Annotated in this window: 27 protein-coding genes and 1 pseudogene; 17 read left to right on the forward strand and 11 right to left on the reverse strand. The window is 70.5% G+C overall.

Translation table 11 applies throughout. The features are described from left to right. Positions 1–25: 25 nt before the first annotated feature. From ABZ725_RS00350 to ABZ725_RS00360, 3 genes are read left to right on the forward strand one after another with little or no spacing between them, the layout of a single operon-like run. On the forward strand, positions 26–625 hold the full coding sequence (locus ABZ725_RS00350; RefSeq protein WP_358800657.1) for an RNA polymerase sigma factor: 600 nt from the start codon (positions 26–28) through the stop codon (positions 623–625). Further along, entirely contained in the window at positions 622–1551 is a 930-nt protein-coding gene (locus tag ABZ725_RS00355) for a CU044_5270 family protein (protein WP_358800658.1), read from the forward strand. Before ABZ725_RS00350 ends, ABZ725_RS00355 begins: the two co-directional genes overlap by 4 nt. A gap of 37 nt (positions 1552–1588) precedes the next feature. After that, positions 1589–1999, forward strand: coding sequence for an SRPBCC domain-containing protein (locus ABZ725_RS00360; protein ID WP_358800659.1), 411 nt, complete (start codon positions 1589–1591; stop codon positions 1997–1999). Between the two features lie 24 nt (positions 2000–2023). On the opposite strand, the gene ABZ725_RS00365 is transcribed toward ABZ725_RS00360, so the two are convergent. From ABZ725_RS00365 to ABZ725_RS00380, 4 genes and pseudogenes are all read right to left on the reverse strand, one after another. Then, complete coding sequence (locus ABZ725_RS00365; protein ID WP_358800660.1) at positions 2024–3583, reverse strand: hypothetical protein; 1560 nt, start codon at positions 3581–3583, stop codon at positions 2024–2026. After that, the gene (locus ABZ725_RS00370; RefSeq protein ID WP_358800661.1) at positions 3583–5739 is read right to left on the reverse strand and encodes a hypothetical protein; all 2157 of its coding nucleotides are present in this window, start codon (positions 5737–5739) and stop codon (positions 3583–3585) included. The genes ABZ725_RS00365 and ABZ725_RS00370 overlap by 1 nt, the downstream gene beginning before the upstream one ends. Before the next feature lie 84 nt (positions 5740–5823). Further along, positions 5824–5940 (reverse strand): annotated as a pseudogene (locus ABZ725_RS00375) (DUF397 domain-containing protein); the annotation flags it as partial. Beyond that, positions 5894–6823 (reverse strand): helix-turn-helix transcriptional regulator, encoded by a 930-nt coding sequence (locus tag ABZ725_RS00380; protein WP_358800662.1) that lies wholly within the window; start codon positions 6821–6823, stop codon positions 5894–5896. The pseudogene ABZ725_RS00375 and the gene ABZ725_RS00380, both read right to left, overlap by 47 nt. Positions 6824–6948: 125 nt before the next feature. Here ABZ725_RS00380 and ABZ725_RS00385 point away from each other — a divergent pair, with 125 nt between their 5' ends. Continuing rightward, positions 6949–7341: a hypothetical protein gene (locus ABZ725_RS00385; RefSeq protein WP_358800663.1), complete on the forward strand. Its 393-nt coding sequence runs from the start codon at positions 6949–6951 to the stop codon at positions 7339–7341. Here the strand turns inward: ABZ725_RS00385 and ABZ725_RS00390 are convergent, their stop codons facing one another. Beyond that, positions 7342–8325: a 2-oxoglutarate and iron-dependent oxygenase domain-containing protein gene (locus tag ABZ725_RS00390; RefSeq protein ID WP_358800664.1), complete on the reverse strand. Its 984-nt coding sequence runs from the start codon at positions 8323–8325 to the stop codon at positions 7342–7344. Beyond that, positions 8318–8776, reverse strand: a complete 459-nt coding sequence (locus ABZ725_RS00395; RefSeq protein ID WP_358800665.1) for a nucleoside deaminase — start codon at positions 8774–8776, stop codon at positions 8318–8320. Before ABZ725_RS00395 ends, ABZ725_RS00390 begins: the two co-directional genes overlap by 8 nt. A gap of 353 nt (positions 8777–9129) precedes the next feature. Here ABZ725_RS00395 and ABZ725_RS00400 point away from each other — a divergent pair, with 353 nt between their 5' ends. The 3 genes from ABZ725_RS00400 to ABZ725_RS00410 all read left to right on the forward strand — a co-directional run bounded on the left by ABZ725_RS00400 (position 9130) and on the right by ABZ725_RS00410 (position 11557). Next, on the forward strand, positions 9130–9735 hold the full coding sequence (locus ABZ725_RS00400; protein WP_358800666.1) for a hypothetical protein: 606 nt from the start codon (positions 9130–9132) through the stop codon (positions 9733–9735). Between the two features lie 41 nt (positions 9736–9776). After that, positions 9777–10700: a transporter substrate-binding domain-containing protein gene (locus ABZ725_RS00405; RefSeq protein ID WP_358800667.1), complete on the forward strand. Its 924-nt coding sequence runs from the start codon at positions 9777–9779 to the stop codon at positions 10698–10700. A 71-nt stretch (positions 10701–10771) separates the two neighbouring features. After that, positions 10772–11557, forward strand: coding sequence for a CDP-alcohol phosphatidyltransferase family protein (locus ABZ725_RS00410; RefSeq protein ID WP_351904226.1), 786 nt, complete (start codon positions 10772–10774; stop codon positions 11555–11557). Here ABZ725_RS00410 and ABZ725_RS00415 read toward each other — a convergent pair. After that, the gene (locus tag ABZ725_RS00415) at positions 11496–12254 is read right to left on the reverse strand and encodes a MerR family transcriptional regulator (RefSeq protein ID WP_358800668.1); all 759 of its coding nucleotides are present in this window, start codon (positions 12252–12254) and stop codon (positions 11496–11498) included. The genes ABZ725_RS00410 and ABZ725_RS00415 overlap by 62 nt on opposite strands. A 10-nt stretch (positions 12255–12264) precedes the next feature. Then, positions 12265–12816 (reverse strand): TetR/AcrR family transcriptional regulator, encoded by a 552-nt coding sequence (locus ABZ725_RS00420; RefSeq protein WP_358800669.1) that lies wholly within the window; start codon positions 12814–12816, stop codon positions 12265–12267. A 116-nt stretch (positions 12817–12932) separates the two neighbouring features. Between ABZ725_RS00420 and ABZ725_RS00425 the strand changes: the two genes are divergently transcribed. Beyond that, positions 12933–13658 carry a hypothetical protein gene (locus ABZ725_RS00425; RefSeq protein WP_358800670.1) on the forward strand — a complete coding sequence of 242 codons (726 nt, stop codon included), beginning with the start codon at positions 12933–12935 and terminating at the stop codon, positions 13656–13658. Between the two features lie 21 nt (positions 13659–13679). Here ABZ725_RS00425 and ABZ725_RS00430 read toward each other — a convergent pair whose 3' ends face one another. Continuing rightward, positions 13680–14105, reverse strand: coding sequence for a PLD nuclease N-terminal domain-containing protein (locus ABZ725_RS00430; protein WP_358800671.1), 426 nt, complete (start codon positions 14103–14105; stop codon positions 13680–13682). An 88-nt stretch (positions 14106–14193) separates the two neighbouring features. Between ABZ725_RS00430 and ABZ725_RS00435 the strand changes: the two genes are divergently transcribed. The 9 genes from ABZ725_RS00435 to ABZ725_RS00475 all read left to right on the forward strand — a co-directional run bounded on the left by ABZ725_RS00435 (position 14194) and on the right by ABZ725_RS00475 (position 20974). Then, positions 14194–15651 carry a menaquinone biosynthesis decarboxylase gene (locus tag ABZ725_RS00435; protein ID WP_358800672.1) on the forward strand — a complete coding sequence of 486 codons (1458 nt, stop codon included), beginning with the start codon at positions 14194–14196 and terminating at the stop codon, positions 15649–15651. Continuing rightward, positions 15648–16550, forward strand: coding sequence for a menaquinone biosynthesis prenyltransferase MqnP (mqnP, locus tag ABZ725_RS00440; protein WP_358800673.1), 903 nt, complete (start codon positions 15648–15650; stop codon positions 16548–16550). The genes ABZ725_RS00435 and mqnP overlap by 4 nt, the downstream gene beginning before the upstream one ends. A gap of 88 nt (positions 16551–16638) precedes the next feature. Further along, the gene (locus ABZ725_RS00445) at positions 16639–17295 is read left to right on the forward strand and encodes a UbiX family flavin prenyltransferase (RefSeq protein WP_358800674.1); all 657 of its coding nucleotides are present in this window, start codon (positions 16639–16641) and stop codon (positions 17293–17295) included. A gap of 72 nt (positions 17296–17367) precedes the next feature. Next, on the forward strand, positions 17368–17823 hold the full coding sequence (locus ABZ725_RS00450) for an Lrp/AsnC family transcriptional regulator (protein WP_319672767.1): 456 nt from the start codon (positions 17368–17370) through the stop codon (positions 17821–17823). A gap of 42 nt (positions 17824–17865) precedes the next feature. Next, positions 17866–19029: an aminofutalosine synthase MqnE gene (gene mqnE, locus ABZ725_RS00455; protein WP_358800675.1), complete on the forward strand. Its 1164-nt coding sequence runs from the start codon at positions 17866–17868 to the stop codon at positions 19027–19029. Between the two features lie 7 nt (positions 19030–19036). Further along, the gene (locus tag ABZ725_RS00460; RefSeq protein ID WP_358800676.1) at positions 19037–19561 is read left to right on the forward strand and encodes a GNAT family N-acetyltransferase; all 525 of its coding nucleotides are present in this window, start codon (positions 19037–19039) and stop codon (positions 19559–19561) included. 76 nt (positions 19562–19637) lie between these two features. Then, complete coding sequence (locus tag ABZ725_RS00465) at positions 19638–19937, forward strand: DUF4229 domain-containing protein (protein ID WP_358800677.1); 300 nt, start codon at positions 19638–19640, stop codon at positions 19935–19937. Between the two features lie 38 nt (positions 19938–19975). After that, positions 19976–20632: a TetR/AcrR family transcriptional regulator gene (locus tag ABZ725_RS00470; RefSeq protein WP_351904192.1), complete on the forward strand. Its 657-nt coding sequence runs from the start codon at positions 19976–19978 to the stop codon at positions 20630–20632. 3 nt (positions 20633–20635) lie between these two features. Further along, positions 20636–20974 (forward strand): hypothetical protein, encoded by a 339-nt coding sequence (locus tag ABZ725_RS00475; protein WP_358800678.1) that lies wholly within the window; start codon positions 20636–20638, stop codon positions 20972–20974. Here the strand turns inward: ABZ725_RS00475 and ABZ725_RS00480 are convergent. Both ABZ725_RS00480 and ABZ725_RS00485 read right to left on the reverse strand, forming a co-directional pair. Beyond that, a complete protein-coding gene (locus tag ABZ725_RS00480; RefSeq protein WP_358800679.1) occupies positions 20950–21855 on the reverse strand; it encodes a MaoC/PaaZ C-terminal domain-containing protein in 906 nt (301 codons plus the stop codon). The genes ABZ725_RS00475 and ABZ725_RS00480 overlap by 25 nt on opposite strands. Continuing rightward, entirely contained in the window at positions 21855–23165 is a 1311-nt protein-coding gene (locus ABZ725_RS00485; protein WP_358800680.1) for a 3-oxoacyl-ACP reductase, read from the reverse strand. Before ABZ725_RS00485 ends, ABZ725_RS00480 begins: the two co-directional genes overlap by 1 nt. Between the last annotated feature and the right edge of the window lie 151 nt (positions 23166–23316).

Raw genomic sequence — 23316 nt, forward strand, 5'->3', positions numbered from 1 at the left:
GAGGGGTGTGGATACGCATCTGAGCATGTTGAGGAAACGCATCCGCGCGGGGGACCACGACGCCTTCGGCGCGCTCTTCGACGCCTACGCGCGCTCCGTCTACAACCACGCCTATCGGCTCACGGGGGAGTGGACGACGGCCGAGGAGATCGTCTCGCTGACCTTCCTGGACGCCTGGCGGCTGCGCGAGCGGCTGGACGAGGACGGCGGCTCCCCGCGCCCCTGGCTGCTCGGCATCGCCACCAACGTCACCCGCAACGTCCGCCGCGCGGCCCGAAGACACGCGGCCGCGGTGGCGCGGCTGCCGCGCGAGGAGACGCTGCGGGACTTCGCCGACGAGGTGGCGGGCCGGGTGGACGACGCCGTGCAACTGGCCGCCGTGCGCACCGCGCTGGCGAGGCTGCGGCGCGCCGAGCGCGAGGTGCTGGCGCTGTGCGTGTGGTCGGGCCTCGGGTACGAGGCGGCGGCCGAGGCGCTGGGAGTGCCCGTGGGCACCGTGCGATCACGGCTCTCGCGGGCGCGGGCAAAGCTCGCGAAACATATGGAACCGCCCGCCGTGCGCGGACAGATGAGAGGTGAAGACCGCACCTCGGCGGTCAGGCCCATGAGGGAGGGAAGCCGATGAACCAGCTGCCTGAACAGGACCTTCCGCCGGGCCGTCACCGACTCCTCAAGGAGCATCTGATGACCGAGATCCGGCACACCGACGAAGCCGTCGCGAAACCGCGGAAGCGGTGGATGGGCCCCGCGCTCGCGGCGGCGGCAGTGGCGACCGTCGCCTCCGTCACGTTCACCGTGCTGCCCTCGTTCGGCGGCGCAGACGCGGGACTGCGCAACACGCCGGCGGCTGAGCGCCAGGACGGGGACGGCAGGATCCGCAACGACCAGTTCGTCTATGTCGAGAGCGAGCAGTCCTTCTACGAGACCGGGCTGGACAAGAAGCTGGTCCGCGTGCGCCTGCACCGCACAGAGGTCTGGGTCTCCGTGGACGGCACCCGCAAGACCATGGTGCGCGACGACAGGGACGGCAGCGAGCTGCTCCGTTCGGCCGGGGAGCCGGGACAGGAGATCTACGGCGACAGCTTCAGTTACAACTTCCTGAAGTCCCTGCCCACCGACCCGGACGCGATGTACGACTATTTGGTCGAATCGTCCGTGCGGATCTACAACGCCGCCTGGGTCGGGCCCACGCTGTACGGGACCTATGACGAGCACCAGGCCGTGCTGCAGCTGGCCGGAAAACTGCTGAGTGGCTCGATCGTGCCGTCGGCGCAGCGCGCCGCGCTCTACCAGGCCGTCACCCGCACCCCCGGCGTGAGGGTGGACGAGGACTCGGTCGACGCCCGAGGGCGGCACGGCGTCGGGATCATGCGCACGGACACCAAGCTGCCCATCCGCTTCGTGTGGACCTTTGACAAGAAGACGCACGAACTTCTCGGGCAGCGGGCGACCCTCACCCAGAACTACAAGGGACTGAAGAAGGGGACAGTGCTCGGCGACACTGCCGTCCTGCGCCGCGCCGTCGTCGACAAGGCGGGCGAGCGCCCGTAACCGTGCGGAACCGGTTCCCACGGGTCAGGCTGGTGTCATGACCGGTTCCGTCGAACAGGGCACCAGCCAGACCCACGGGAACACGCACATCCTGCACTTCCTGGTGCGGCTCCCGGGGGTCGTGGAGACGGTCTGGCCCGCGCTGACCACCCCGGAGGGGCTCGCGCTGTGGTGGACGCCCGTGGACGTCCTCGAACACCGGCTCGGCGGCGCGGTCGCCCTGCGGGGCCTGGGGGAGGGCCAGGTCACCGCGTGGGACGTGGACCGGGTCGCCGAGTACACCGTGGAGGGCGGCGGCCGGATCCGGTTCCATCTGGAGCGGGACGGGGACGACGGCTCCCTGCTGCGCTTCACCCACGAGTTCCAGGGGCGACTGGGAGACGGCGGCACCGAACCCGGCTGGCGCGCCAGATTCGAACGCCTGATCGAAACCCTGGAAGGCTCCTGAGCTCCAGGACGGCGGTCGGAGCCGCTAGGACGGCGGCAGGCACTCCTTCCCCGGCGGCTTCCCCTCCGGCCAGGCGATCCGGACGAAGCGTGAGCCGCCGTCCGCGTGCAGCTCCACGATCGGGACGGCCTTGTCGTACGGGTTGCCGTGCACGTCCAGGCAGATCCAGCCGCTCGCCCCGTTCACCCGCAGCGAGCCCTTGACCTGCGGCCACTGCAGGCCGACGTCCGCCAGCGGCGGGACCGTCCCGCCGTCGGGGGTGGCCTCGCGGATGCCGTGGACGGCCAGCGTCATCGCGTCGTAGCCGATGATCAGCTGGCCGTCCTCCAGACCGATCCCGCCGATCGGGCCGACCGGCTCACGGGCGCTGCGGGCGAGCAGGTCGGTGAGGACCTTCGCGTCCGCCGCCGATCCGCCGACGGAACCCGCGGGTGACTTCGTCCAGGCGTCCGGGTGGGCGAGGGCGGTGTAGCGGACGGCGAGGTTGTGGGTGAGGGCGGTGCGGTCCAGCTTCTTGTCGCCGGACAGGTAGGAGCCCTCGTCGCCCGTCAGCACGGTGAACTTGCGGTCCTGGCAGCCCCGGGTGCCCAGCGCGTTGACGAACTGCCGCAACTGCGTGTGCCGCCCGGCGAACAGGATCGTGTCGGTCGCCGCCGAGGTGTCGCACACCAGGTGGGTGATCTGCCGGAAGGTGTTCGCGGTGGTGCCCTCCTGGGTGCGGTCGGCGGGCGGGGTGAACGGCTGCGGCTCGTAGGGCGAGCCCTTGAGCAGCGCGGCGAACGACGACTGCAGAGTGCGCGTGTACGGGTCGCCGGGCTTGTCGTAGACCAGCAGCGCCCGTCCCGCGTCGACCTTGGCGAAGGAGGCCAGGGCACGCGCCTCGTCGGTGTTGGTGGGGGAGACCCGGGCCAGCCCGGGGAAGGGGTCCTTGCCGTTCTGCCCGTTGGCGAGGTCGTCGGCGGTGATGGACGCGCCGACCACCGGGATGCCCCGCCGGGTCAGTTCCGCGACCGCCTTCTTGTTGTTGTCGGTGCTCTGACCGACCCCGGTCACCGCGCGCAGCCGGTCGGCCCCCTGCGCCATCCGCTCCAGCTGATCGACCATCACCGTCCAGTGCTCGCTGGTGGCACCCGGGTTGGCGAGCACCAGACGGATCAGCGGAGCCTGGCCGTTGGAGGTGTGGTTGGCCTGCCACTGCGCCAGGTACGCGCCCTGCAGCTCATGCTGGATGTCGCTCAGCGTCGAGGGGGTGGACGCGGTGTACGGGAGCATCAGCGCGACCGTGACGTAACCGCCCGCCTTGAGCCGGTCGTTCTCCCGGTCGATCGCCTTCACCACGTCCCGCAGCTGGGCGTGCCCGAAGTCGTACGCGCCGGTGGCCACGCCCACGCACTCGTCGCTGTCGGCCGGACGGGCCACCCCCGGCGCGCACGAACGGTCCTCGTCGGTGACCGCCAGCACGGCGAACACCAGCCCGGTCACCACGGCCGCCGTGACCAGCACCGTCAGATAGCGGTAGAGGCGGATCTCCCAGACCTCCCGCAGCCACCGCACCAGCGGGCTTCTGACCCCGTCCGCCGCCATCACGCCACCCCGTCCCCGTCGCCGTCCCCGTCACCGTCTCCGTCTTCGGCCGGTATGTGCAGCGGGCGGCCCGCGAGGGCGTCCTCGGGCCAGGCCTGGGAGGTCGCGAACAGCAGCGCGCCCCCGGCCGGCCGCAGGTCGGACAGCTGGAGCAGCTCGAACCCCAGCCGCCCGCACACCCTCGGGTCCGGCAGCACCAGCGGGTCGGTCACCTGCCAGACCGCGTGCAGCAGCCGCCGTATCCGCAGATGCAGGGCCGCGTTCACACCCTCCGGCGGCGTCCGGCCGGCGTCCGTGCGGCCCAGCGCGATCGCCGACCGACGGTCGTCCCGGCCGTCCGCGTCCCGGCCCTCGGAGTCGTGGGCGTGGAAGTAGGGCGCGGACGCCAGGAAGCGGAGCGTCTCCAGCCAGGTGCGGGTGCGCAGGGTGGCGAAGGCGTCGCGCAGATAGGCCACCGCCGCGTCCGTGTCGCCGAGCGCGAGCTCGTGGTACAGGCGGAAGGCGTCGACACCGGGATGCGGGGTCCGGAAACCGAGGCCGGGCGCGAAGTGGGCGATCATCGTCTCGTGGACCTCGCGCCACTTGGCGTGGTCGGCGTGGCGGTGGTGCAGACGGAGCAGCAGCAGGGTGCGGATGAAGGGGTCGCCGACGAAGTGACCCGCTTCGGCCGTCAGCCCCTCCTCGGCGAGTCGCGCCCGCAGGGACCGAACGCCCGACGAGCCGAAGTCGTCCGGGAGTTGGGCGTGCGCGAGGGCGACGGCGGAGTCGTGGCCGTGCGCGGCGGCCAGGACCGTCAGCTCGTCGAGCCGGTCCTCGGGGACCAGTCGGGCCAGCAACTCGGCGTAGACGGGACGGCCCTCGTCGGCCTGCCCCTCCTCCATCCTGACCTTCTCCGTGAGCAGCCGTCCCAACGAGGCGGCGGACTCCGGGTGTTGCCGGGCGGCGGTCGCGAGCAGCACGATCCCCAGCGGGTTCCCGCCGGTCAACCGGTGGGTGGCGTGCGGGAGTCGCGGCGGCAGTTCGACGTCGTCGCAGACCGCGCCGACGATGTGCAGGGTGTCGTCGGGGGAGAGCGGCGGCAGCGGCACGAGCAGCGCCCGCGAGGAGGGCGAGCTGCCCGGCTCCCAGTCCGTGGCCCGCGCGACCTCCGGCAGCGCCCGCCGTACGGCGTCCCCGAGCGCCGGATGGTCCGCACCCCGGACCGTCGCCACCCACACCACCTGGTCGACTACCCCGTCGGCCCGGTCGCGCAGGACGGCGTCCAGCAGCCCCGGCCCCGGACCACTACGCGCGTTGTCCAGCAGCACGAGCGGCCGGCCCAGGCGGGTGAGATGCGAGCCGATCCCCGAGTACGCCTCCGCCAGGTCGGCGAGCAGCGCCCGCACCAGCCAGCGCTCGGCGTGCTCCCGCGAGGTGCCGCCCGCCCGGAAGTTCCCCGCGAGCAGCAGCAGGCCCCGCTTGGCGTTGCCGCCCGCGTTCGGATACGAGCGGTACCAGGTGGCCGGGCGCTGCTCCTTGCGGTGCGTGACCCCCTCGGACAGCGCCTCCAGCGTCGCCTCGACCGTCGCCGCCACGAACGGGCCGCCCCCGCTCGCCGCCGCGATCACCTTCGACGCGACCTTCGCCGCCCACCGCCCGGCCAGGCTGAACCGCGAGGCCCGCTCGTTCAGCAGCAGGATCCGCACCAGCTCACGTCGGATACGGTCCGAGTCGGTCCGCCCGCTCCAGTCGCTCGCCCGGACGGCGACCAGGCCCGCCGTCAGCCGGGGGAAGGTGAGCTGTCCGGCCGCCCGCACCGGCTCCGTCAACTGCTCGGCGACCACCAGCAGCGCCTGCCACACCGGCGACCAGGACTCCGGGCTCTCCTCGTGCGGCGGCCGCGCGAACTGCTCGTCCTCGCAGTCGATCAACGCGACCGGAGTACGCCGACGGGCCTCGCCCCGGCGGGTGTGATCCGTGTAGGCGTCCCACAGCTCGGCGAGCACCGCGCTCTTGCCCAGCCCCCGACCGCCCGCCAGCACCAACAGGGGCGGGCCGGTGGGGTGTTCGAGCTTCTCCGCGTGGAGTTCGTAGGGACGGATCCCGACGAGTCGCGGTACGAGACCGGGCGGCTCGACGTCGAACAGCGCACCACGCCCGTACAACCGTCTGTGCACCGCGCACCTCCCCCAGGCCCGGTTCCCAACGCAAGGGTAAGGAGGGGGAGTTGGTATTAGCCAGATCGCGTGATGTCCGTTGAGTTACGAAAGTTCCGCAACGCCGCCGACGAACGCGGCCCAGGCGCTCCGCTGGATGAGCAGGACATCCCCGTCAGGGCTCTTGCTGTCGCGGACGGGGATGACGGAGGTGAACTCGGGGGCGAATTCGAGGCAGTCGCCCGAGTTGATGCCGCTGTAGCTGCTCTTTATCCAGGTTGCCGCGCTCAACTGCTTCTGGTTCATGGTCGCCGTACTCCTCCATCAGCTTGCCGATCAGAGCGGCGGATTCGCGAGCAGACGGAGTATCTGCCCTGAGGACATCATAGATTTGGCTGTACTCGGCGAAGTCTTCCGGATCGTTGTGGAAGTGGCCGCGAGTCCGCGATTCCGAGTAGATCCAGCGTTCACCGTCCGGCATCGTGAACAGCAACATCGACTTGTCGGGGCGCTTGATGTCGAAGCGGTTGGCTGGGATCACCTGGATACGGACGTTGGGGAGTTGTCCCACGCGCAGCAGGTGCGCGCACTGATCCCGCATCACGGCGGGACTGCCCACCGGGTTGCGCAGACCGCTCTCGTCCACCAAGGCGACGTACGTGGGCCCGCCTTCGGCGAAATAGCGTGGCTGTCGGCTCAGCCGGGCCCTGACCCGGCTTTCGAGCAGGTCGCCGCTGGCTCGCAGGGAGAGCAGTGCTCGCACGTACTCCGGTGTCTGCAACAGGCCTGGCACCACCATGACTTGGTACACATGCAGCGCGACAGCGTTTGCCTCCATCGCCACCATGCGTTGGAACCAATCCGGGTGCTCCACCTGCGCGTACCAGTCGATGCGCCCCCACAACCGGGTCAACGCCCCACCTGAACCCAGCACCTCGTCGCACTTCTTCGCGAACGGCTCCTGCGGGACCCGCGTTCCCGCCTCCACCCTTGCCACCAGCGACCGGTCGCACGGGATCGCGCTCGCCAGCGCCTCCTGCGTCAGCAGAGCGCCCTCGCGGAAGTGGCGTAACAGCTCTCCGAACAGAACGGCGTTGGTGGCCACAGGTCGTCCCCCTCCGTGACAAGTGCACCTTGGCACGCGTCGTGCATTGATACGCACGGTGCCCGCACGCGACGCTCTGTACACCCAGAGTCACGCGGTCGGTACGGAGAGGGCATGGACGGGGCATGATCGAACACACCGAGAGCCAGTTCGAAACGGGAACGGTCGTCTATGACCCCAGGTCGGACAGGGTCGGCGAGTACCGGGGCAAGGCCGGCCCCTACGCGTTGCTGCGCCCCCTCGGGGGCGGACGGGAGTGGGAGGCCCGCCCGGAGGCGATCCGCCCCGCCACCCCCGCCGAGCGCCTAGCCGCAGGCGTCCGTGCCGCCAACTCCCGTTCCCTGTACCCGCCGGAGGTGCCCGTTCCCGTCCGTGACTGCGCCGCCTGCGCGGACTTGGCCGCGCTGCGCGCGCAGGCCCGCGCCCGCCACGACGGCAGCGCCGAGACCGACGCGAACGTCCTGCTCAGCCGCCATCAACGGCGCTACCACACAGCCTTCTTGGGGCTCCAGGAGTGATCAGTCCACGGTGATCGAGTCCAGCTTCTCCCGCAGGTACACATGTGAGCTGACCGCCTCGTACGCCACCCGCCCGACCGGCGCCGGGACGGACTCCACGACCGTCCCCGGGGTGCACTCGCCGAAGTAGACGAGGGACATGAGCTCCTCGGTGGGCGCGTCGGCGGGCGGAGGCAGCACACGGTGCCGTCCCGACCGCCACCGGTCACCGGTCCAACGGGCCATGAGGTCGCCGAGGTTGATGGTGAACGCGTCCGGGTCGAAGGGCGCGTCCTCCCAGCCGCCCTCGTCCGTCCAGACCTGGAGCCCGCCCTTGCCGGCCTGCCGGTCGAGGATCGTCACCGTGCCGAAGTCGGTGTGGGGACCGATGCGGAACTGGCCGGGCTCCGGTTCGCCGATGACGTCCGTCCCGGGATACCAGTTGATGTTGAAGCCGTAGGTCGGGTGGTCCATGTGCCGGGAGAAGAAGTCGGGTTCGAGGCCGAGGGCCTCCCCGAGCAGGGAGAGGAGCCGCTTCTCCAGCTCGCCCATCCGGTCCAGGTACTCCTCGCAGAGCGTGCGCAGCTCCGGGACCTCCGTCGGCCAGACGTTGGGCGCGTACCACTCCGCGTTGACTACGGGGTCGTCGAAGGGCTCGTGCGTGGCGAAGGTCAGGGACTCCTTCAGGTCCGGCGGGGTCTCGGTCCCCTCCGAGTAGCCGTTGGCCTCCGCGCCGGGCCCCAGCCATCCCCGTCCGCCGACCTTCGCGGTGTACTGCTCCTTCACCTCGACGGGAAGCGTGAAGAACGCCCGGGACGCCGCCCGGATGCGGTCGCGCAGGGCGGGATCGACGCCGTGGCCGGTGATGAGGAGGAATCCGGCGGTCTGGAGAGCGTCGTCGACCGTACGGGCGATGGCGGCGCGGGCCTCCGGCTCGCCGTCCAGCCAGGGCCGCAGGTCGATGGTCGGGATACGCGGGTTGCTCGGGGTGCTCGGGCTACTCACCGATGTCCTCGTTCCACAGTGCCGGGTTGCTCTTGATGAAGTCGCGCATCATCTCCACGCATTCGGGGTCGTCCACAAGCACGATCTCCACGCCGTGTTCCGCCAGCCAGTCGTGCCCGCCGTGGAACGTGACCGCCTCGCCGACGACCACCCGGGAGATGCCGAACTGCCGGACCAGCCCGGAGCAGTACCAGCATGGCGAGAGGGTCGTGACCATCGTCGTGCCGCGGTACGAGCGCTGCCGCCCCGCCGCGCGGAACGCGGCCGTCTCCGCGTGCACGGAAGGGTCGTCGTCCTGCACGCGCCGGTTGTGGCCGCGCCCCAGCAGCGTGCCGTCCGGGCCGTACAGCGCGGCCCCGATCGGGATGCCGCCCTCGGCGAGCCCGGCGCGGGCCTCCTCCACTGCGACGGCCAGCCAGGCCCTCGCCGTCACCTGATCCATGGGGTCCATGACTCCAGTCTGCTGCGGACAGGCCGCCTTAATCCGAAAATTCCTCGTTTCCCGGAAAGCGCGACGTAACGCCCAAAGAGGCCGTTACGGTGTCGTACCCCGGGAAGCACCAAGCTCCCGGCGTCCCGGCGTGCGTACCTGACCCACGCGTCCCGCAGAGTGCAGCCTTCTCGGAGAACCTCATGTTCGGTAGGCGTCGACGTTCAGACCGGCGCTCCGCCGGTGTCGCTTCCGGGGCGACCCCCACACAGCCGACAACCGCACCGACAACCGCACCGGCCGCCACAGGGGCCGCCGCGCCAGGCCCGGCCCAGCAGCCCGCGGACGAAGGCCGCTCGGCGCGCTGGTGGCTCGTGGCGGCGTTCCTCGTCGCCACCCTCTTCGGCGCGTCCTCCTATATCTGGGAGGACTGGGGCACCGGCGATGAACGCACCCTGTACAGCACGGTCAGCTTCGGCGTGGCCGCGGTGCTGCTGGGGATGTTGGCGGCTTCCTTCTCCACCCTGAACGGCAAGGAGACCGCCGTCGTCGTGGTGGTGCTCGCCGTCGTCTGCACCGCCACCGCCCTGTTCATCTCCTACTGCAAGATCCATCAGCCCATCGATGTGACCGACAAAGCGACCTTCAAGATAGGCGCGAAGGACGTCAAGGAGGTCATCGCGACCCACGAAGAGGCCTTCGAGTTCTCTGTGCAACTGCCGGAGGACCGCGACACCCTGCACCTGACGTTCAGCGGGACGGATCCCGATCGTGGCAGCGGCACGAGCTGCCTGCCCAGAAGCAGCCTGCGCCTCACCGGAACCGCGCTTCCCGCCGGGTTGAACATCCCCTTCGACGACAAGGCCGTGACGGTGCCGATCAGTGACAGGCACAACTCCATACACCTGCACGTCGAACTCCGGACCGATCACGCATGCCGGATCCGTGTCGCCGTGAGAAGCGCGGTCCTCGAATCCTGACGCCGCCTGCCTGCATTTCTCTCCCCCCGAAGGATCCGTACATGCACTTGCCGACACGTCTGTGTCTCACCGCCGCGCTCTTCGTCGCGCTCACGACCGCGTCCTGCACCAAGGAGAAGGAGTCCGGCGGCGACGCCGTCCCGGCGGTGCCCTCCGCACCGGCGTCGGCGACGGCGACGTCGGCGAGCCCGAGCCCCTGGGTCGTCCCCAAGACCCTCGACATCGGCGTCAAGATCGACCAGCCCGGCTTCAACCAGTTCGACCCTTCGGCGCACGAGTACGCGGGGTTCGAAAAGGAGCTCGCCGACTTCCTCGGTGAACGCATCGGCTTCGAACCGGACTTGGACGACGTGTCGTCGAAGGACCGAGAGAAGGTGCTTGCCAAGGGCTCCGTCCAACTGGTGATCGCGACCTACTCCATCACGGACGAGCGACTCGAACAGATCGACTTCGTGGGGCCCTATCTGAAGACCGAGCAGGGCCTGCTGGTGCGCGCCGACAACAAGGAGATCAAGGACGAGAAGGACACGGCCGGCAAGGAGATCTGCACCGTGAAGGGTTCGACATCGAAGGCCGGCCCCAAGAATCCGCTCGACAAGGACGCCATCATTTACGACGACGCGGAGGACTACAACGCCTGCGTCCAGCAACTCAGGGACGGCAACGTCGACGCCGTATGGACGGACCGGGTCATCCTCTACGGCTTCGCCGAGATCTACGACGACGTACGCGTCGTGGACAAGATCAACGTCGGCAAGAAGCAGATGTACGGGATCGGCCTGGCCAAGCACAACCTGGCGATGTGCAGGCGACTGCAAGGGGCGCTGCGCGAATTCATGAAGGACGAGTGGTATTCCCACTTCAAGCAGCGTTTCACCCGCCTCGTCCAGACAGACCCCAGGTTCGAGACGACGTACAGGCCGCCCGCCGACGACATCGACACCTACACGCAGTGCACCCCCTAGGCAGTGGGTACCCTGTGCCGATCACCGCCGCGCGTGCGGCAGTTGGGCCGGGTCGCGTGGAAGGAACGTTCATGGTTGCTGCTCCGGTGCTGGAGGAGCTGCGGGAGGTCTGTCAGCCGCAGGCCAAGCTGGCGAGCCGCAACGGCGAACACTGGGCGGGCCGGCTGTACATGCGGCGGATATCCCTGCGCTTCACCCGCCAACTGGTGCGCACCCGCGTCACCCCGGACCAGCTGACCTGGACGATGGTGGCGTGCGGGGTGCTGTCGGGCGCGGCCCTGCTGATCCCGGGCCTGGCCGGGGCCGTCCTCGCCGCTCTTCTCATGCAGCTGTTCCTGCTCTTCGACTGCGTGGACGGCGAGGTCGCCCGCTGGAAGGGGCAGAACAGCGCGACCGGCATCTACGTCGACCGGCTCGGCGCGTATCTGGCCGACGCGGCGCTGATGATCGGCTTCGGCTTCCGGGCCGCCGAGTCCGGGCTGGGGGAGTGGAACGGGTTCAACGGTTGGGTGTCGCTCGGACTCGTCACCGCGCTCGGCGTGGTGCTGCTGAAGGCCTCTACCGACCTGGTGGACGTCGCCCGGGCCCGGCGTGGGCTCCCCGTCGCCGACGACGAGGCCGCCGCGCCGCGTTCGCAGGGCGTCGCGTCGGTGCGTCGCCTCGCCGCCGCCTTCAAGATCCACCGGGTGACCAACGGCATCGAGGCCTCGCTGGTCCTCCTCGTCGTGGCGTTCGCCGACGTGGCGACCGGCGGCATCGAGCCGACCCGCTGGGCGCTGGCCGCCATCGCCGCGATCACCTGGCTGATGGTTCCGGCCCATCTGCTGTCGATCCTGTCGTCGTCCCGGCTGCGCTGACGACATCCAGATACGCGTGGAGACGGCCCGCCCCCGCCAGCATCGCGCGGGTGCGGGCCGTCAGCGTCTGTGCGCGGGCCGCGAGCGCCGACCGCAGCGCCGTCTCGCTGCCGCCCTCCCGGCGCAGCTCCGTCAGCACCGGCCCGATCTGCGCGAACAGATGGCCGCCGCGGCGCAGACTGTGCACGATCCGGGCGTCCCGGACGTCGGCGGGGCCGTAGAGCCGGTAGCGCGTCCCGCGTTCGCGCGGCGGGTCGATCAGCCCGGCCGCCTCCCACACCCGCAGCGCGGACGTCCGCACGCCGAGCAGCCGGGCCACCTCTCCGATGCGCAGGCTCGCCCCATGGTGCGGCGGCGGCGCGGGTTCCGCCCGCAGCGCCTCCAAGGCCTCGCCCGTCGCCCGCAGCGCGCCGCGCTCCTCGTGCAGGGCGGCGTGGGCCGCGTCGACGAGGGCGAGCGCGGCCGGGGTGTCGCCCTCGTGCAGGGTCCGCATGATCCGGGCCGCCGGCACCGGGCCGTAGCCCTGCACCAGCGCGCGGTAGGCCAGCAGCGCCTGCCGGTGCAGCTCCGTGAAGGTGCGGTAGCCGGACGCCGTCCGCTCGGCCGGCGGGAGGACGCCCGCGTCCTCGTAGTTGCGGATCTGCTGCGTCGAGAGCCCGGCGAGCCGGGCGAGGTCGACGGAGCGCAGTCGCGTCATGGTCGGCGTGTCATGGGCTCAGCGACCGCCAGATGCGGTCGGGCAGGAGCCGTGCCGCCTCGTCGAGGTCGACGTCGTCGACGCCGGACAGCGAGCGGCGGGCCACCCCGATGACCGGACCGAGCACGAGGGACTCGACAAGGGGCAACGGGAGGGGGGCCAACTCCCCTGCTTCGATGCGGGGTTGGATCCAGTGGGCGAAGGCCGGCAGCCCGGCTTCCCGGGGCAGGAGCCGCGCCGCGTCCCGGTGGTCGCGGACGAACGCCAGATAGGTCCGCACGATCGCGCGGATGCCCGTGCGGGCCGTGCGCGAGCCCGCGAGGGCCGTGGCCAGCTCGTCCAGCAGCCGGTCCAGCCAGCGTTGCGCCAGCGCGGACAGCAGACCGTCGAGGCTGCCGAAGTGGTGGTAGAGGCTGCCGAGACTGACCCCGCTGGCCTTGGTGACGGCGTTGACCGTGAAGCCCTGTTCCCCTTCGGCGGCGTACACGCGCAAGGCGGCGTCCAGGAGCAACTCGGCGGTGACCTCGCCGCGTTGCTGCTTGGGGCGCTGCTTGGTGCTCATCGAACAGGTGTCCTTGATCGTGCTGCTGTCCCAGTCAGAGTAGAGCACATGGATTTCTAGAGCCGATTTCTAGAAAAGCACTTCGATTGTGGCGCAAGCCGGTTCACACTGGGCGCGTGTCCTTGCCGGAGATTCCCATATCGCTCACGCGACAGCAGGCCGCGGCCGGTGTCGTCCTCACCGTCCCGCTGGACGTCGGCTCCGTCCAAGTGCGTATCCCGCCGGCCCGGGACGGCGACCTCGTCCGGGCCTGGATCGGCGACCAGGAGGTGCTGCTGCGCATCCGGGTCATCGGCTCGGGTCGTCAAGTGCGCAAGGTGCTCACCGTGCTCGGGGCCGTCGCCGCGCTCGTGTTCGTGGTGGTCCTGATCGACTCGGGCGGCGACGACGGCGACACCGTCGGCTCCCCGGGCAGCACCTCGACGTACGAGCCGTACAGCCCCGATACCTCCTACACCCCCTACGACCCGTACACCGCGGACCCGTACACCGACGATCCGTACACCACGGATCCGTACACCACGGATCCCTATACGGACGACCCCTACGCGGACGAGACCGAGGCTGCGGCCCCCGACCCCTACACGTCCGGGACCTGCCTCAACGGGACGCTGCCGGACTCCACGGTCGCGCAGCCGGTCAACAACGTGGAGGAGGTGTCCTGCTCGGCGTCCGACGCGCACTACAAGGTGATCCAGACGTTCCCGTTCACCTCGGACATGAGCAAGTGCGAGGCCAACTCCCGGACGCAGTACGCGTTCTCGTACAGCTACACACTCAACGGAGCGGCCGTCAACGAGTACGTGTACTGCCTGATCGGCCTCGGTTCGTACGCGCGCTGAGAGTTCGTCGAATCGCTGTCCCTACGCCGGCGGCTGCGGGTCCTCGCCGGACTCGCGGCGCTTCAGCTCCTCCTCGCGGCGGCGCAGATCGGCCTCCCAGTCCTTGAGGAGGGCGTCGTCGTCCTTCGCCGTGTCTGCCTTGTCCCCCTTGTTCCCGTCGCTGTCCTTGAGCGACTTCAGGAACTCGGGGTTGTCGTCCGGGGCGACCCACTCGGTGCGGCGGGTCCTGGCCGTGCCGCCCGCCGCACTGCCTGCCGGGGCGTGCCGCACCTTTCCGGCCACCAGCCAGGCGACCGGACCGACGAGCACCTCGCCGAAGAGCAGGATGATGATGACCCAGACCACCTTCGGCAGCCCGCGCACCTCCTCCTCGGGGGTGTTCAGACAGTCGATGAAGGCATAGATCCACAGCGCCAGGACCAGCAGGAACGGCAGATACCTGAGCATGGTGGCGGGTTCCCCCAAGTGACGGCGGCAGGGCTTGGGACGGCCCCGGTGACGGGGCCAGGGTAGCCGGTGGCCGATACTGGGACACATGGCTTACGACGATCTTCGTTCCCTGCTCAGGGCACTGGAACGCGAAGGCGACCTCAAGCGCGTCAAGGCCGAGGTCGATCCGTATCTGGAGGTCGGGGAGATCGTCGACCGGGTCCAGAAGTCCGGCGGCCCCGCGCTCCTCTTCGAGAACGTGAAGGGGTCGAGCATGCCCCTCGCGATGAACGTGTTCGGCACCGACCGACGGCTCCTGAAGGCCCTCGGGCTCAAGTCGTACGCCGAGATCAGCGAGAAGATCGGCGGCCTGCTGCGACCCGAGCTGCCGCACGGCTTCGTGGGCGTGCGCGAGGCGTTCGGCAAGCTCGGCGCGATGACGCACGTCCCGCCGAAGAAGGTGAAGTCCGCGGACGCCCCGGTCCACGAGGTCGTACTCCATGACGACGAGGTGGACCTCGACCGGTTGCCCGCCCTCTTCACCTGGCCGCAGGACGGCGGCTCCTTCTTCAACCTGGGGCTCACCCACACCAGGGACCCCGAGAGCGGCATCCGCAACCTCGGCCTCTACCGCCTCCAGCGCCACGGCAAGCGCACGATCGGCATGCACTGGCAGATCCACAAGGACAGTCGCAACCACTACCAGGTCGCGGCGCGCCGGGGCGAGCGGCTGCCGGTCGCGATCGCCTTCGGCTGCCCGCCCGCCGTCTCCTACGCCTCCACCGCCCCGCTCCCCGGTGACATCGACGAGTACCTCTTCGCCGGGTTCATCGCGGGCAAGCGGATCGAGATGGTCGACTGCAAGACCGTGCCGTTGCAGGTGCCGGCGCAGGCTGAGGTGGTCCTGGAGGGCTGGCTGGAGCCGGGCGAGATGCTCCCGGAGGGCCCCTTCGGCGACCACACCGGCTTCTACACCCCGCAGGAGCCCTTCCCGGCGCTGAAGATCGACTGCGTGACGACACGACACCGGCCGCTCCTCCAGTCGATCGTCGTAGGCCGCCCGCCGACCGAGGACGGCCCGCTGGGCCGCGCGACGGAGCGTTTCTTCCTGCCCCTGCTGAAGATCATCGTCCCGGACATCGTGGACTACCACCTGCCCGAGGCCGGTGGCTTCCACAACTGCGCGATCGTCTCGATCGACAAGAAGTACCCCAAGCACGCGCAGAAGGTCATGCACGCGGTCTGGGGCGCGCACATGATGTCCCTGACCAAGCTGATCGTGGTCGTCGACGCCGACTGCGACGTCCACGACCTGCACGAGGTCGCCTGGCGGGCCCTCGGCAACACGGACTACGCCCGCGACCTCAGCATCGTCGAGGGCCCCGTCGACCATCTCGACCACGCCTCCTACCAGCAGTTCTGGGGCGGCAAGGCGGGCATCGACGCGACGCGCAAGTGGCCCGAGGAGGGCTACACGCGCGACGGGGGCTGGCCGGAGATGGTCGTCTCCGACCCGGAGACGGCGGCCACGGTCGACCGCCGCTGGAAGGAGTACGGCCTGTGAGCTCCGCCTCCGCAGCGCTCCCACAGCCGGGGCGCACCAAGGCCTTCCTGCGCCTGGTGATGATCGAGCACTCCGTCTTCGCGCTGCCCTTCGCCTACATCGCCGCGCTGACGGCGATGTTCCGGCTGGACGGGAACATCCACTGGGGACGGCTGCTCCTCGTCACGATCTGCATGGTGGGCCTGCGCACCTTCGCGATGGCCGTCAACCGGATCATCGACCGCGAGATCGACGCCCGGAACCCGCGGACGGCCCACCGCGAGCTGGTCACCGGCGCGATGTCCGTCCGCCACGCCTGGACCGGCGCGCTGATCGCCGTCGTGATCTTCCTCGGCTCGGCGGCGCTGCTCAACCCGCTGTGCCTGGCGCTGGCCCCCGTCGCGGTCATCCCGATGGTCGTCTACCCCTACGGCAAGCGGTTCACGAACTTCCCGCAGGCCATCCTGGGGCTCGCCCAGGCGATGGGGCCGATCGGCGGCTGGCTGGCGATCACCGGCGAGTGGTCCTGGGAGGCGGTCGTCCTCGGGCTCGCCGTCGGCATCTGGATCGGCGGCTTCGATCTGATCTACGCCTGCCAGGACGTCGACACCGACCGGGAGACCGGCGTCATGTCGGTGCCGGCCCGCTTCGGCATCCCGGCGGCGATCCGCGGCGCGCGCGTCTGCCACGCGATCACGACGGCCCTGCTGGTCTGGTACGCGCTGCTGACCGACGCGGGCGCGTTCTTCTGGCTGGGCCTGGTCGTCGTCGCCGGCGCGTTCCTCTACGAGCACACGATCGTGCGACCCCACGACCTGTCCCGTCTGAACAGGGCGTTCTTCTCCGTCAACGGCTTCATCGGCATCGCCCTCTTCGGGTGCGCGCTGCTGGATCTCCTGGTGCGGGGGCTCAGCGTGTAGCCACCCCCGTTCACTAGGGCCCACCGGTCCTGAAGACCTCCGCGCTCACCGGTACGCTCAAGGTGTGAACGCAGGAGAAACGCAGCGCGTGCCTTGGATCGTGGGGGTGTCCGGGGCGTCCGGTACGCCCTATGCCGCCGCCGTGCTGCGTGCACTGCTCGCCGGGGGCGAGAGCGTGGACCTGGTGGTCAGCCGGGCCTCGCGGCTCACGCTGCTCGACGAGACCCAGATCTCCTTCCGGGACGCGCACTGGCGGGACGACCTGCGGGAATGGCTGGCGCGGGGGGCCGATGGAAAGCCCGACGCATTCGAGCCGACCGACGCGGCTCTCGACCGGGTGCGGTACTGGGGCGCGGGGGATCTCGCCGCCGGGCCGTCCTCGGGGTCGTACCCCGCGAAGGGGATGCTGATCGTCCCCGCCTCGACCGCCTGCGTCGCCGGAGTCGCCCTCGGGCTGTCGAAGGACCTGCTCCAGCGGGCGGCGAGCGTGACGCTCAAGGAACGCCGGGCACTCGTCGTCGCCGTCCGCGAGACGCCGTTGAACGGGCAGACGCTGCGTCATCTCGTCGCCCTGGACGACGCGGGCGCGAGCGTCGTGCCCGCCTCCCCGGCCTTCTACGCGGGGGCCACCCACATTCAGGACCTGGTCGACTTCGTCGCCGGCCGGGTGCTCGACGCGGCGGGGGTCGCGCACGGGCTGTACCGGCGGTGGGACGGCGAACTCGGCGGAACGCGGGCCGGCTGAGCACCGTCTTGTCTTGTCTCTTCAGGAACTTTGATTCTCTTCAGGAACTTTGATCGGAAGGCTTCGATTCGCATGGACGCGGTGGACAGGCAGCTCATCCAGGCCCTGAGGGAGAACGGCCGGGCCTCGTACGCGGAGCTGGGGCGCCTCGTCGGTCTGTCGGGACCCAGCGTCACCGACCGCATCAACCGGCTGGAGGCGGCCGGTGTCATCACCGGCTACCGCGCCACGGTGAACGCGGCCCAGCTCGGCCTCGGCGTCACCGCCCTCATCGGCATCTCCCTCTCCGACGCCGCCGACCACGAGGACGTGGCGAACCGGATGAAGGACCTGAGCGAGATCGAGGACTGCTGGTTCATCGCCGGCGACGACTCGTTCATGCTCAAGGTGCGGGCGAACGACGTCGACGGCCTGGAGAAGATCATCAGGCGGCTCAGCGGGACCAAGGGCGTGTCCCGGACCCGTACCACGATCGTGCTCTCCACGAAGTGGGAGAACCGGGTCGGAGAGCTGCCCGAAGAGGTGTAGCCGTACGGTGGGGATGTCGTCGGAGAAAGGTGTGGTGCGGGCATGGACGTCGGGCTGAAGCGCGAGCTGGAGGAGAAGGTCGGGGCCGGTGAGCGGCTGACCCGTGAGGACGGCATCGCGCTGTACGAGTCGGACGACCTGGCATGGCTCGGGGGGCTCGCCCATGAGGTGCGCACCCGCAAGAACGGCGACGTCGTGCACTTCAACGTCAACCGTCACCTCAACATGACGAACGTGTGCACCGCGTCCTGCGCCTACTGCTCGTTCCAGCGCAAGCCGGGCGAGAAGGACGCGTACACGATGCGCATCGAGGAGGCGGTGAAGCTCGCCAAGGCGATGGAGGGCGAGAACCTCACCGAGCTGCACATCGTCAACGGCCTGCACCCCAGCCTGCCGTGGCGCTACTACCCGCGCTCGCTGCGCGAACTGAAGTCGGCGCTCCCGGACGTCTCGCTGAAGGCGTTCACGGCGACGGAGATCCACCACTTCGAGACGATCAGCGGGCTGTCGGCCTCCGAGATCCTGGACGAACTGATCGACGCGGGCCTGGAGTCGCTGACCGGCGGCGGCGCGGAGATCTTCGACTGGGAGGTCCGCCAGCACATCGTGGACCACCGCACGCACTGGGAGGACTGGTCGCGCATCCACCGCCTGGCGCACGAGAAGGGTCTCAAGACCCCGTGCACCATGCTGTACGGCCACATCGAGGAGCCGAAGCACCGGGTCGACCACGTCCTGCGGCTGCGCGAGCTCCAGGACGAGACCGGCGGCTTCCAGGTCTTCATCCCGCTGCGCTACCAGCACGACTTCGTGGACATGAAGGACGGGAAGGTCCGGAACCGGCTGCAGGCCCGGACCCAGATGGCGACCGGCGCCGAGGCCCTGAAGACCTTCGCGGTCTCCCGGCTCCTCTTCGACAACGTCCCGCACGTCAAGGTCTTCTGGGTCATGCACGGCGTCCAGACGGCGCAGCTGGCGCTGCAGCACGGCGCGGACGACATGGACGGCTCGGTCGTCGAGTACAAGATCACCCATGACGCGGACAACTACGGCACGCCCAACAAGCTGACCCGCGACGACCTGCTGGACCTCATCCGGGACGCCGGCTTCCGCCCGGTGGAGCGCAACACGCGCTACGAGATCATCCGCGAGTACGACGGCCCGGACCCGGCGCGCCGGGAGTCGCCGCAGCCGATGCGGGTGTGAGCCTGTCGTGGCCCTTGCCTTCACCCTCGACCCCGCCCTCACCCCCGACCTGCGGGACGGCATTCTCGACCTTTGGACGGACGCCTCCAACGCCGGCGGAGCCATCGGCTTCGTGCCGCCGGTGGACCGTGAGGCGGTCCGGCCGGAGCTGGTCAAGCACCTCGCGGCGATGGCCGAGGGCCGCCACCGGCTGCTCGTCGGGCGGGACGCCGCCGGCGAGGTCGTCGCGGCCGCGTTCTTCGCCTTCAACACGCACCGGCTCCAGACGCACTGGGTCTGGCTGTACACGGTGATGGTGCACCCCCGTCACCAGGGCCAGGGGTACGGCCGTGGCCTGCTGGCGGCCGCCGCCGACGCGGCCCGCGGCTTCGACGGCATCGACGCGATACGGCTCTCCTGCCGCGGCGGACTCGGCCTGGAGAGCTTCTACGGCTCCTGCGGCTACCAGGAGGTCGGCCGGATACCCGGCGCGATCAGGGTCGCTCCCGACGACCACCGCGACGACGTCATCATGCTGCTGCCGTTGGGCTGAACCCCGCTGCGAGATCGACCGCCGGGCATGCTTCACTGGACGACGGCCCCTTTTGGAATCGGAAGAGTGGATTGACATGCTCCGCTACACACTGATGCGTCTCGGTGTCCTCGCCGGCTGCCTCGTGGTCGTCGGGGGCCTTGTCTACTCGGGCGTCTTCCCGCGCGGCCTCGGCGACTCCAACGGCATGTGGATCATCCTGCTCTCGCTGGTGATCTCCGCGCCGATCAGCTTCGTCGTGCTGCGCAAGGAGCGCGACCGCGCCTCGGTGACGGTCGTGGAGCGGGTGGACCGTATGAAGGCCAACCTGGAGGCCAACCGCTCCCAGGAGGACGAGGCGATCGACTCGGCCCACGCGCAGGGGCAGACGTCGTAAGGGAGTTGCTCCCGTCCGGGCCGAACTAGGCTGGTCCCATGGGTGCCGTGAAGACCAAGCGGATGCCGCGTGCGGTCCGTGAGCAGCAGATGCTGGATGCCGCCGTGGAGATCTTCGGGCGGCGCGGGTACATGGCCGCGTCCATGGACGAGATCGCCGAACTCGCGGGCGTGTCGAAGCCGTTGGTGTATCTGTACCTGAACTCCAAGGACGAGCTCTTCACCGCCTGCATCCGCCGGGAGGCGGCGGCGCTGGTGGCCGCGGTGCGGTCCGGCGTCCGCACCGATCTGCCCGCCGACCGACAGCTCTGGGACGGGCTGCTGGCCTTCTTCGCGCACACCGCGGCCCATCCGCACGCCTGGTCCGTCGTGCACCTCCAGGCCCGTACCCACGGCGAGACCTTCGCCGCCGAGGCCGCCGCGATGCGCGAGGAGATCGTCGCGTTCGTCACGCAGCTGATCGCCGTCGCCGCCCGTGAGGCGCACCGGGATCCCGACCTCCCCGAACGCGAGGTCGCCGGCCTCGCCGAGGCCCTGGTCGGCGCGGCCGAGTCCCTCGCCACCTGGGCCAACACCGCCGACGGCATCACGGCCCGCCAGGCGACGACGACCTTGATGAACTTCGCCTGGGCGGGCCTGGGCAACCTGATGGAAGGTCATCCCTGGTCCCCGCCGGAGTCCCCGCAGGAGGGCTAGCCCATGGACCACGACGACATCGTGCTGGTGATCGCCCATCCGTTCGGTGACGTCGAGCGTTCCCTCGCCGACTGGATCGCGCGCGGCCCGGGGCGGCCCTACGTACGCCCGGTCCGGGCCCGGTCGCGCACGACGGGCGAGGAACTGCCCCTGACCGTGATCCCGCTCCAGTACCGCAACACGCGGGCGGCCCGCCGGGCGATACGGGAGGGCCGGTTCCCCAACCCCTGGCCGCGGACCTGGCCGATGCCGAGCCAGGAGGAAGAGGACCGAATGGATGCGTCCCCCTACGCCAGGTTCACCCGCAAGGCCGATCCCTACGAGGACGACGACGGCTCCTGAGCAGGAGGACCCCCGGGGTCCCTGAGCGGGTCCACGCGGCCGCTCACGTGGACCCGGCCCGCCCGACCGGTCCCGCGCAGCTCGAACCGCTCGCCGTCCGAGGCGAACGCCACCGTCCCCGGCAGCAGGACCGGGGCCCGGAAGTCGGCGTGGGCGTGGACGGCCGACGGGGTGCCGTGGGCGGCGAGGCAGCGGGCGACGGTCCACATGCCGTGCGCGATGGCGCGGGGGAAGCCGAAGAGGCGGGCGGTGAGCGGATGCAGATGGATGGGGTTGCGGTCGCCGGAGACGGCCCCGTACCGGCGTCCCACATCCCCGCCGAGCCGCCACTCGTCCAGCACCGGCAGCGGCTCCCGCTCCGGGGTCGGTTCCGGTGCGGCTTCCCTCGGCTCGGCGGACGTCCCGGTGCGGTGCCGGGCCAGATAGGCGCTCGTCGACTCCCAGACCACCGCCCCGCCGGGCCGCGCCCGTAGCTCCGTGACGACCGACGCCTGCGTCCCCCGTCGATGCGGTGCCAACTCGGCGATGTGCACGGAGAGTTCGTAGGCGTCCGTGGACGCGAGCGCGCGCCGGCGGGTGATGTCGATCGACGTGTGGACGAGGCCCAGCAGCGGGAGCGGGAAGTCCCGGCCGCTCATGATGCGCATGGCCAGCGGGAAGCCCAGGACGTGCGGGTAGGTGATCGGCAGGCCGTCGCCGCCGGTGGCGAACCCGCACACCCGCTCGTAGCAGGACAGCCGGTCGACGTCGACGCGGAGCTCGGGCACGACCAGGCGGTCCCCGGCGAACGCGGCTCCCGGGCGGGGTCTCTTGAACGGTGAGAGCAGCGCGCCCCGCGCGAGCAGCGGCCCCAGCGACGGCGTGCTCCGCAGCGAGGTCATCACGCCCCCAGCAGGCTCTGGCCGCACACCCGCACGACCTGCCCGTTCACCGCGCCGGACGCCGGATGGGCGAGCCAGGCGGTGGTCTCGGCGACGTCCACGGGCAGCCCTCCCTGCGCGAGTGAGTTCATCCGGCGGCCCGCCTCGCGGATGAACAGCGGGACCGCGGCCGTCATCTTCGTCTCGATGAAGCCCGGTGCCACCGCGTTCACCGTGACCCCGTGCCCGGCGAGCGCGCGCGGCGCGAGGGAGCGGACCAGACCGGCGATCCCCGCCTTGCTCGCGCCGTAGTTCGTCTGCCCCGCGTTGCCCGCGAGCCCGGCGATGGAGGCGGTGGCCACGATCCGGCCGCCGGTCCGCAGGGCCCCCTTGGCGAGCAGCGCGTCCGTGGTGCGCAGCACGCTCGCGAGGTTGACGTCGAGCACCGAACCCCAGCGCTCGGCGGGCATGTTGACCAGTCGCCGGTCCCGGGTGATCCCCGCGTTGTGGATCAACACGTCGATTCCGTCGGGGAGTTCGGCGGCGATCCGCTCGCCCGCGTCGGCGGCGGTGATGTCGAGGGCGAGGGCGCTGCCGCACAGCCGCTCGGCGACCCGGCGGGCGTCCGCCTCGGCCTGCGGTATGTCGAGCACGACGACATGCGCGCCGTCCCGGGCGAGGGTCTCGGCGACCGCCTCGCCGATGCCGCGCGCACCGCCGGTGACGAGCGCGGTGCGACCGGCGAGCGGAAGCGCCCAGTCGACGGTTCCTTCGGGCCCCTCGGCCCCCACCCCGATCACCTGGCCGCTGACGTACGCCGACCTGGGGGAGAGGAGGAAGCGCAGGGTGGACTCGGCGGCGGACGCGTCGGTCAGCCGGACCAGGTTCACGGTCCTGCCGCGCCCGATCTCCTTGCCGAGGGAGCGCACGAACCCCTCCAGGGCCTGCTGGACGGCCGCCCGGTGGTGGTCGTCGGCGGCGGCGTCCAGGGGCGAGCCGAGGACCACGACGCGCCCGCTCGCCGCGACCGACCGCACGACCGGGTGCAGGGCCGCGTGCACCTCGGCGAGCGTCTCGACGTCCCGGACGCCGGTCGCGTCCAGGACGACCGCGGCGGGGTCGGCGGAGCCGTCGAGGGGCAGCCCGGTGCGGGCCAGGACCGGTGCGAGATCAAGGGCGGTCGTCCCGGCCGTAAGGTGGAGCAAACTGCCTGTGAGGGACGGGTGTTCGGGTGACCAGCGCCTGAGCGCCGCCGGCTGCGGAAGGCCGAGCCGTCGAGTGAGGAAGCGGCCGGGTGCGGTGGCGGTGAAGCTCAGATAGCGGTCGGCCATGTTCGTCTCCCACGGGCTCGGCACACTTGCTTACTCCGGAGTAAGGTTACCGTGGGTAAGTCTAGGTCAAGGGCGAGGAGCAGGTCGAGATGAGTGCCCAGGAACCGTCGGAGCCGTCACGGCTGAGACTCGTGGAGTCGACGCCGAAGCA

The sequence above is a fragment of the Streptomyces sp. NPDC006872 genome (genome assembly GCF_040635845.1).
Taxonomy (GTDB): Bacteria; Actinomycetota; Actinomycetes; order Streptomycetales; family Streptomycetaceae; genus Streptomyces.

What these genes read in the sequence shown, in the direction of transcription:
- ABZ725_RS00365 (WP_358800660.1), bottom strand. Translation starts at nt 3,583, where the DNA reads ATGGCGGCGGACGGGGTCAGAAGCCCGCTGGTGCGGTGGCTGCGGGAG.
- ABZ725_RS00410 (WP_351904226.1), top strand. Translation starts at nt 10,772, where the DNA reads ATGGTTGCTGCTCCGGTGCTGGAGGAGCTGCGGGAGGTCTGTCAGCCG.
- ABZ725_RS00485 (WP_358800680.1), bottom strand. Translation starts at nt 23,165, where the DNA reads ATGGCCGACCGCTATCTGAGCTTCACCGCCACCGCACCCGGCCGCTTC.
- ABZ725_RS00475 (WP_358800678.1), top strand. Translation starts at nt 20,636, where the DNA reads ATGGACCACGACGACATCGTGCTGGTGATCGCCCATCCGTTCGGTGAC.
- mqnE (WP_358800675.1), top strand. Translation starts at nt 17,866, where the DNA reads ATGGACGTCGGGCTGAAGCGCGAGCTGGAGGAGAAGGTCGGGGCCGGT.
- ABZ725_RS00420 (WP_358800669.1), bottom strand. Translation starts at nt 12,816, where the DNA reads ATGAGCACCAAGCAGCGCCCCAAGCAGCAACGCGGCGAGGTCACCGCC.
- ABZ725_RS00435 (WP_358800672.1), top strand. Translation starts at nt 14,194, where the DNA reads ATGGCTTACGACGATCTTCGTTCCCTGCTCAGGGCACTGGAACGCGAA.
- ABZ725_RS00480 (WP_358800679.1), bottom strand. Translation starts at nt 21,855, where the DNA reads ATGACCTCGCTGCGGAGCACGCCGTCGCTGGGGCCGCTGCTCGCGCGG.
- ABZ725_RS00360 (WP_358800659.1), top strand. Translation starts at nt 1,589, where the DNA reads ATGACCGGTTCCGTCGAACAGGGCACCAGCCAGACCCACGGGAACACG.
- ABZ725_RS00395 (WP_358800665.1), bottom strand. Translation starts at nt 8,776, where the DNA reads ATGGACCCCATGGATCAGGTGACGGCGAGGGCCTGGCTGGCCGTCGCA.
- ABZ725_RS00470 (WP_351904192.1), top strand. Translation starts at nt 19,976, where the DNA reads ATGGGTGCCGTGAAGACCAAGCGGATGCCGCGTGCGGTCCGTGAGCAG.
- ABZ725_RS00415 (WP_358800668.1), bottom strand. Translation starts at nt 12,254, where the DNA reads ATGACGCGACTGCGCTCCGTCGACCTCGCCCGGCTCGCCGGGCTCTCG.
- ABZ725_RS00450 (WP_319672767.1), top strand. Translation starts at nt 17,368, where the DNA reads ATGGACGCGGTGGACAGGCAGCTCATCCAGGCCCTGAGGGAGAACGGC.
- ABZ725_RS00385 (WP_358800663.1), top strand. Translation starts at nt 6,949, where the DNA reads ATGATCGAACACACCGAGAGCCAGTTCGAAACGGGAACGGTCGTCTAT.
- ABZ725_RS00355 (WP_358800658.1), top strand. Translation starts at nt 622, where the DNA reads ATGAACCAGCTGCCTGAACAGGACCTTCCGCCGGGCCGTCACCGACTC.
- ABZ725_RS00350 (WP_358800657.1), top strand. Translation starts at nt 26, where the DNA reads ATGTTGAGGAAACGCATCCGCGCGGGGGACCACGACGCCTTCGGCGCG.
- ABZ725_RS00405 (WP_358800667.1), top strand. Translation starts at nt 9,777, where the DNA reads ATGCACTTGCCGACACGTCTGTGTCTCACCGCCGCGCTCTTCGTCGCG.
- ABZ725_RS00465 (WP_358800677.1), top strand. Translation starts at nt 19,638, where the DNA reads ATGCTCCGCTACACACTGATGCGTCTCGGTGTCCTCGCCGGCTGCCTC.
- ABZ725_RS00430 (WP_358800671.1), bottom strand. Translation starts at nt 14,105, where the DNA reads ATGCTCAGGTATCTGCCGTTCCTGCTGGTCCTGGCGCTGTGGATCTAT.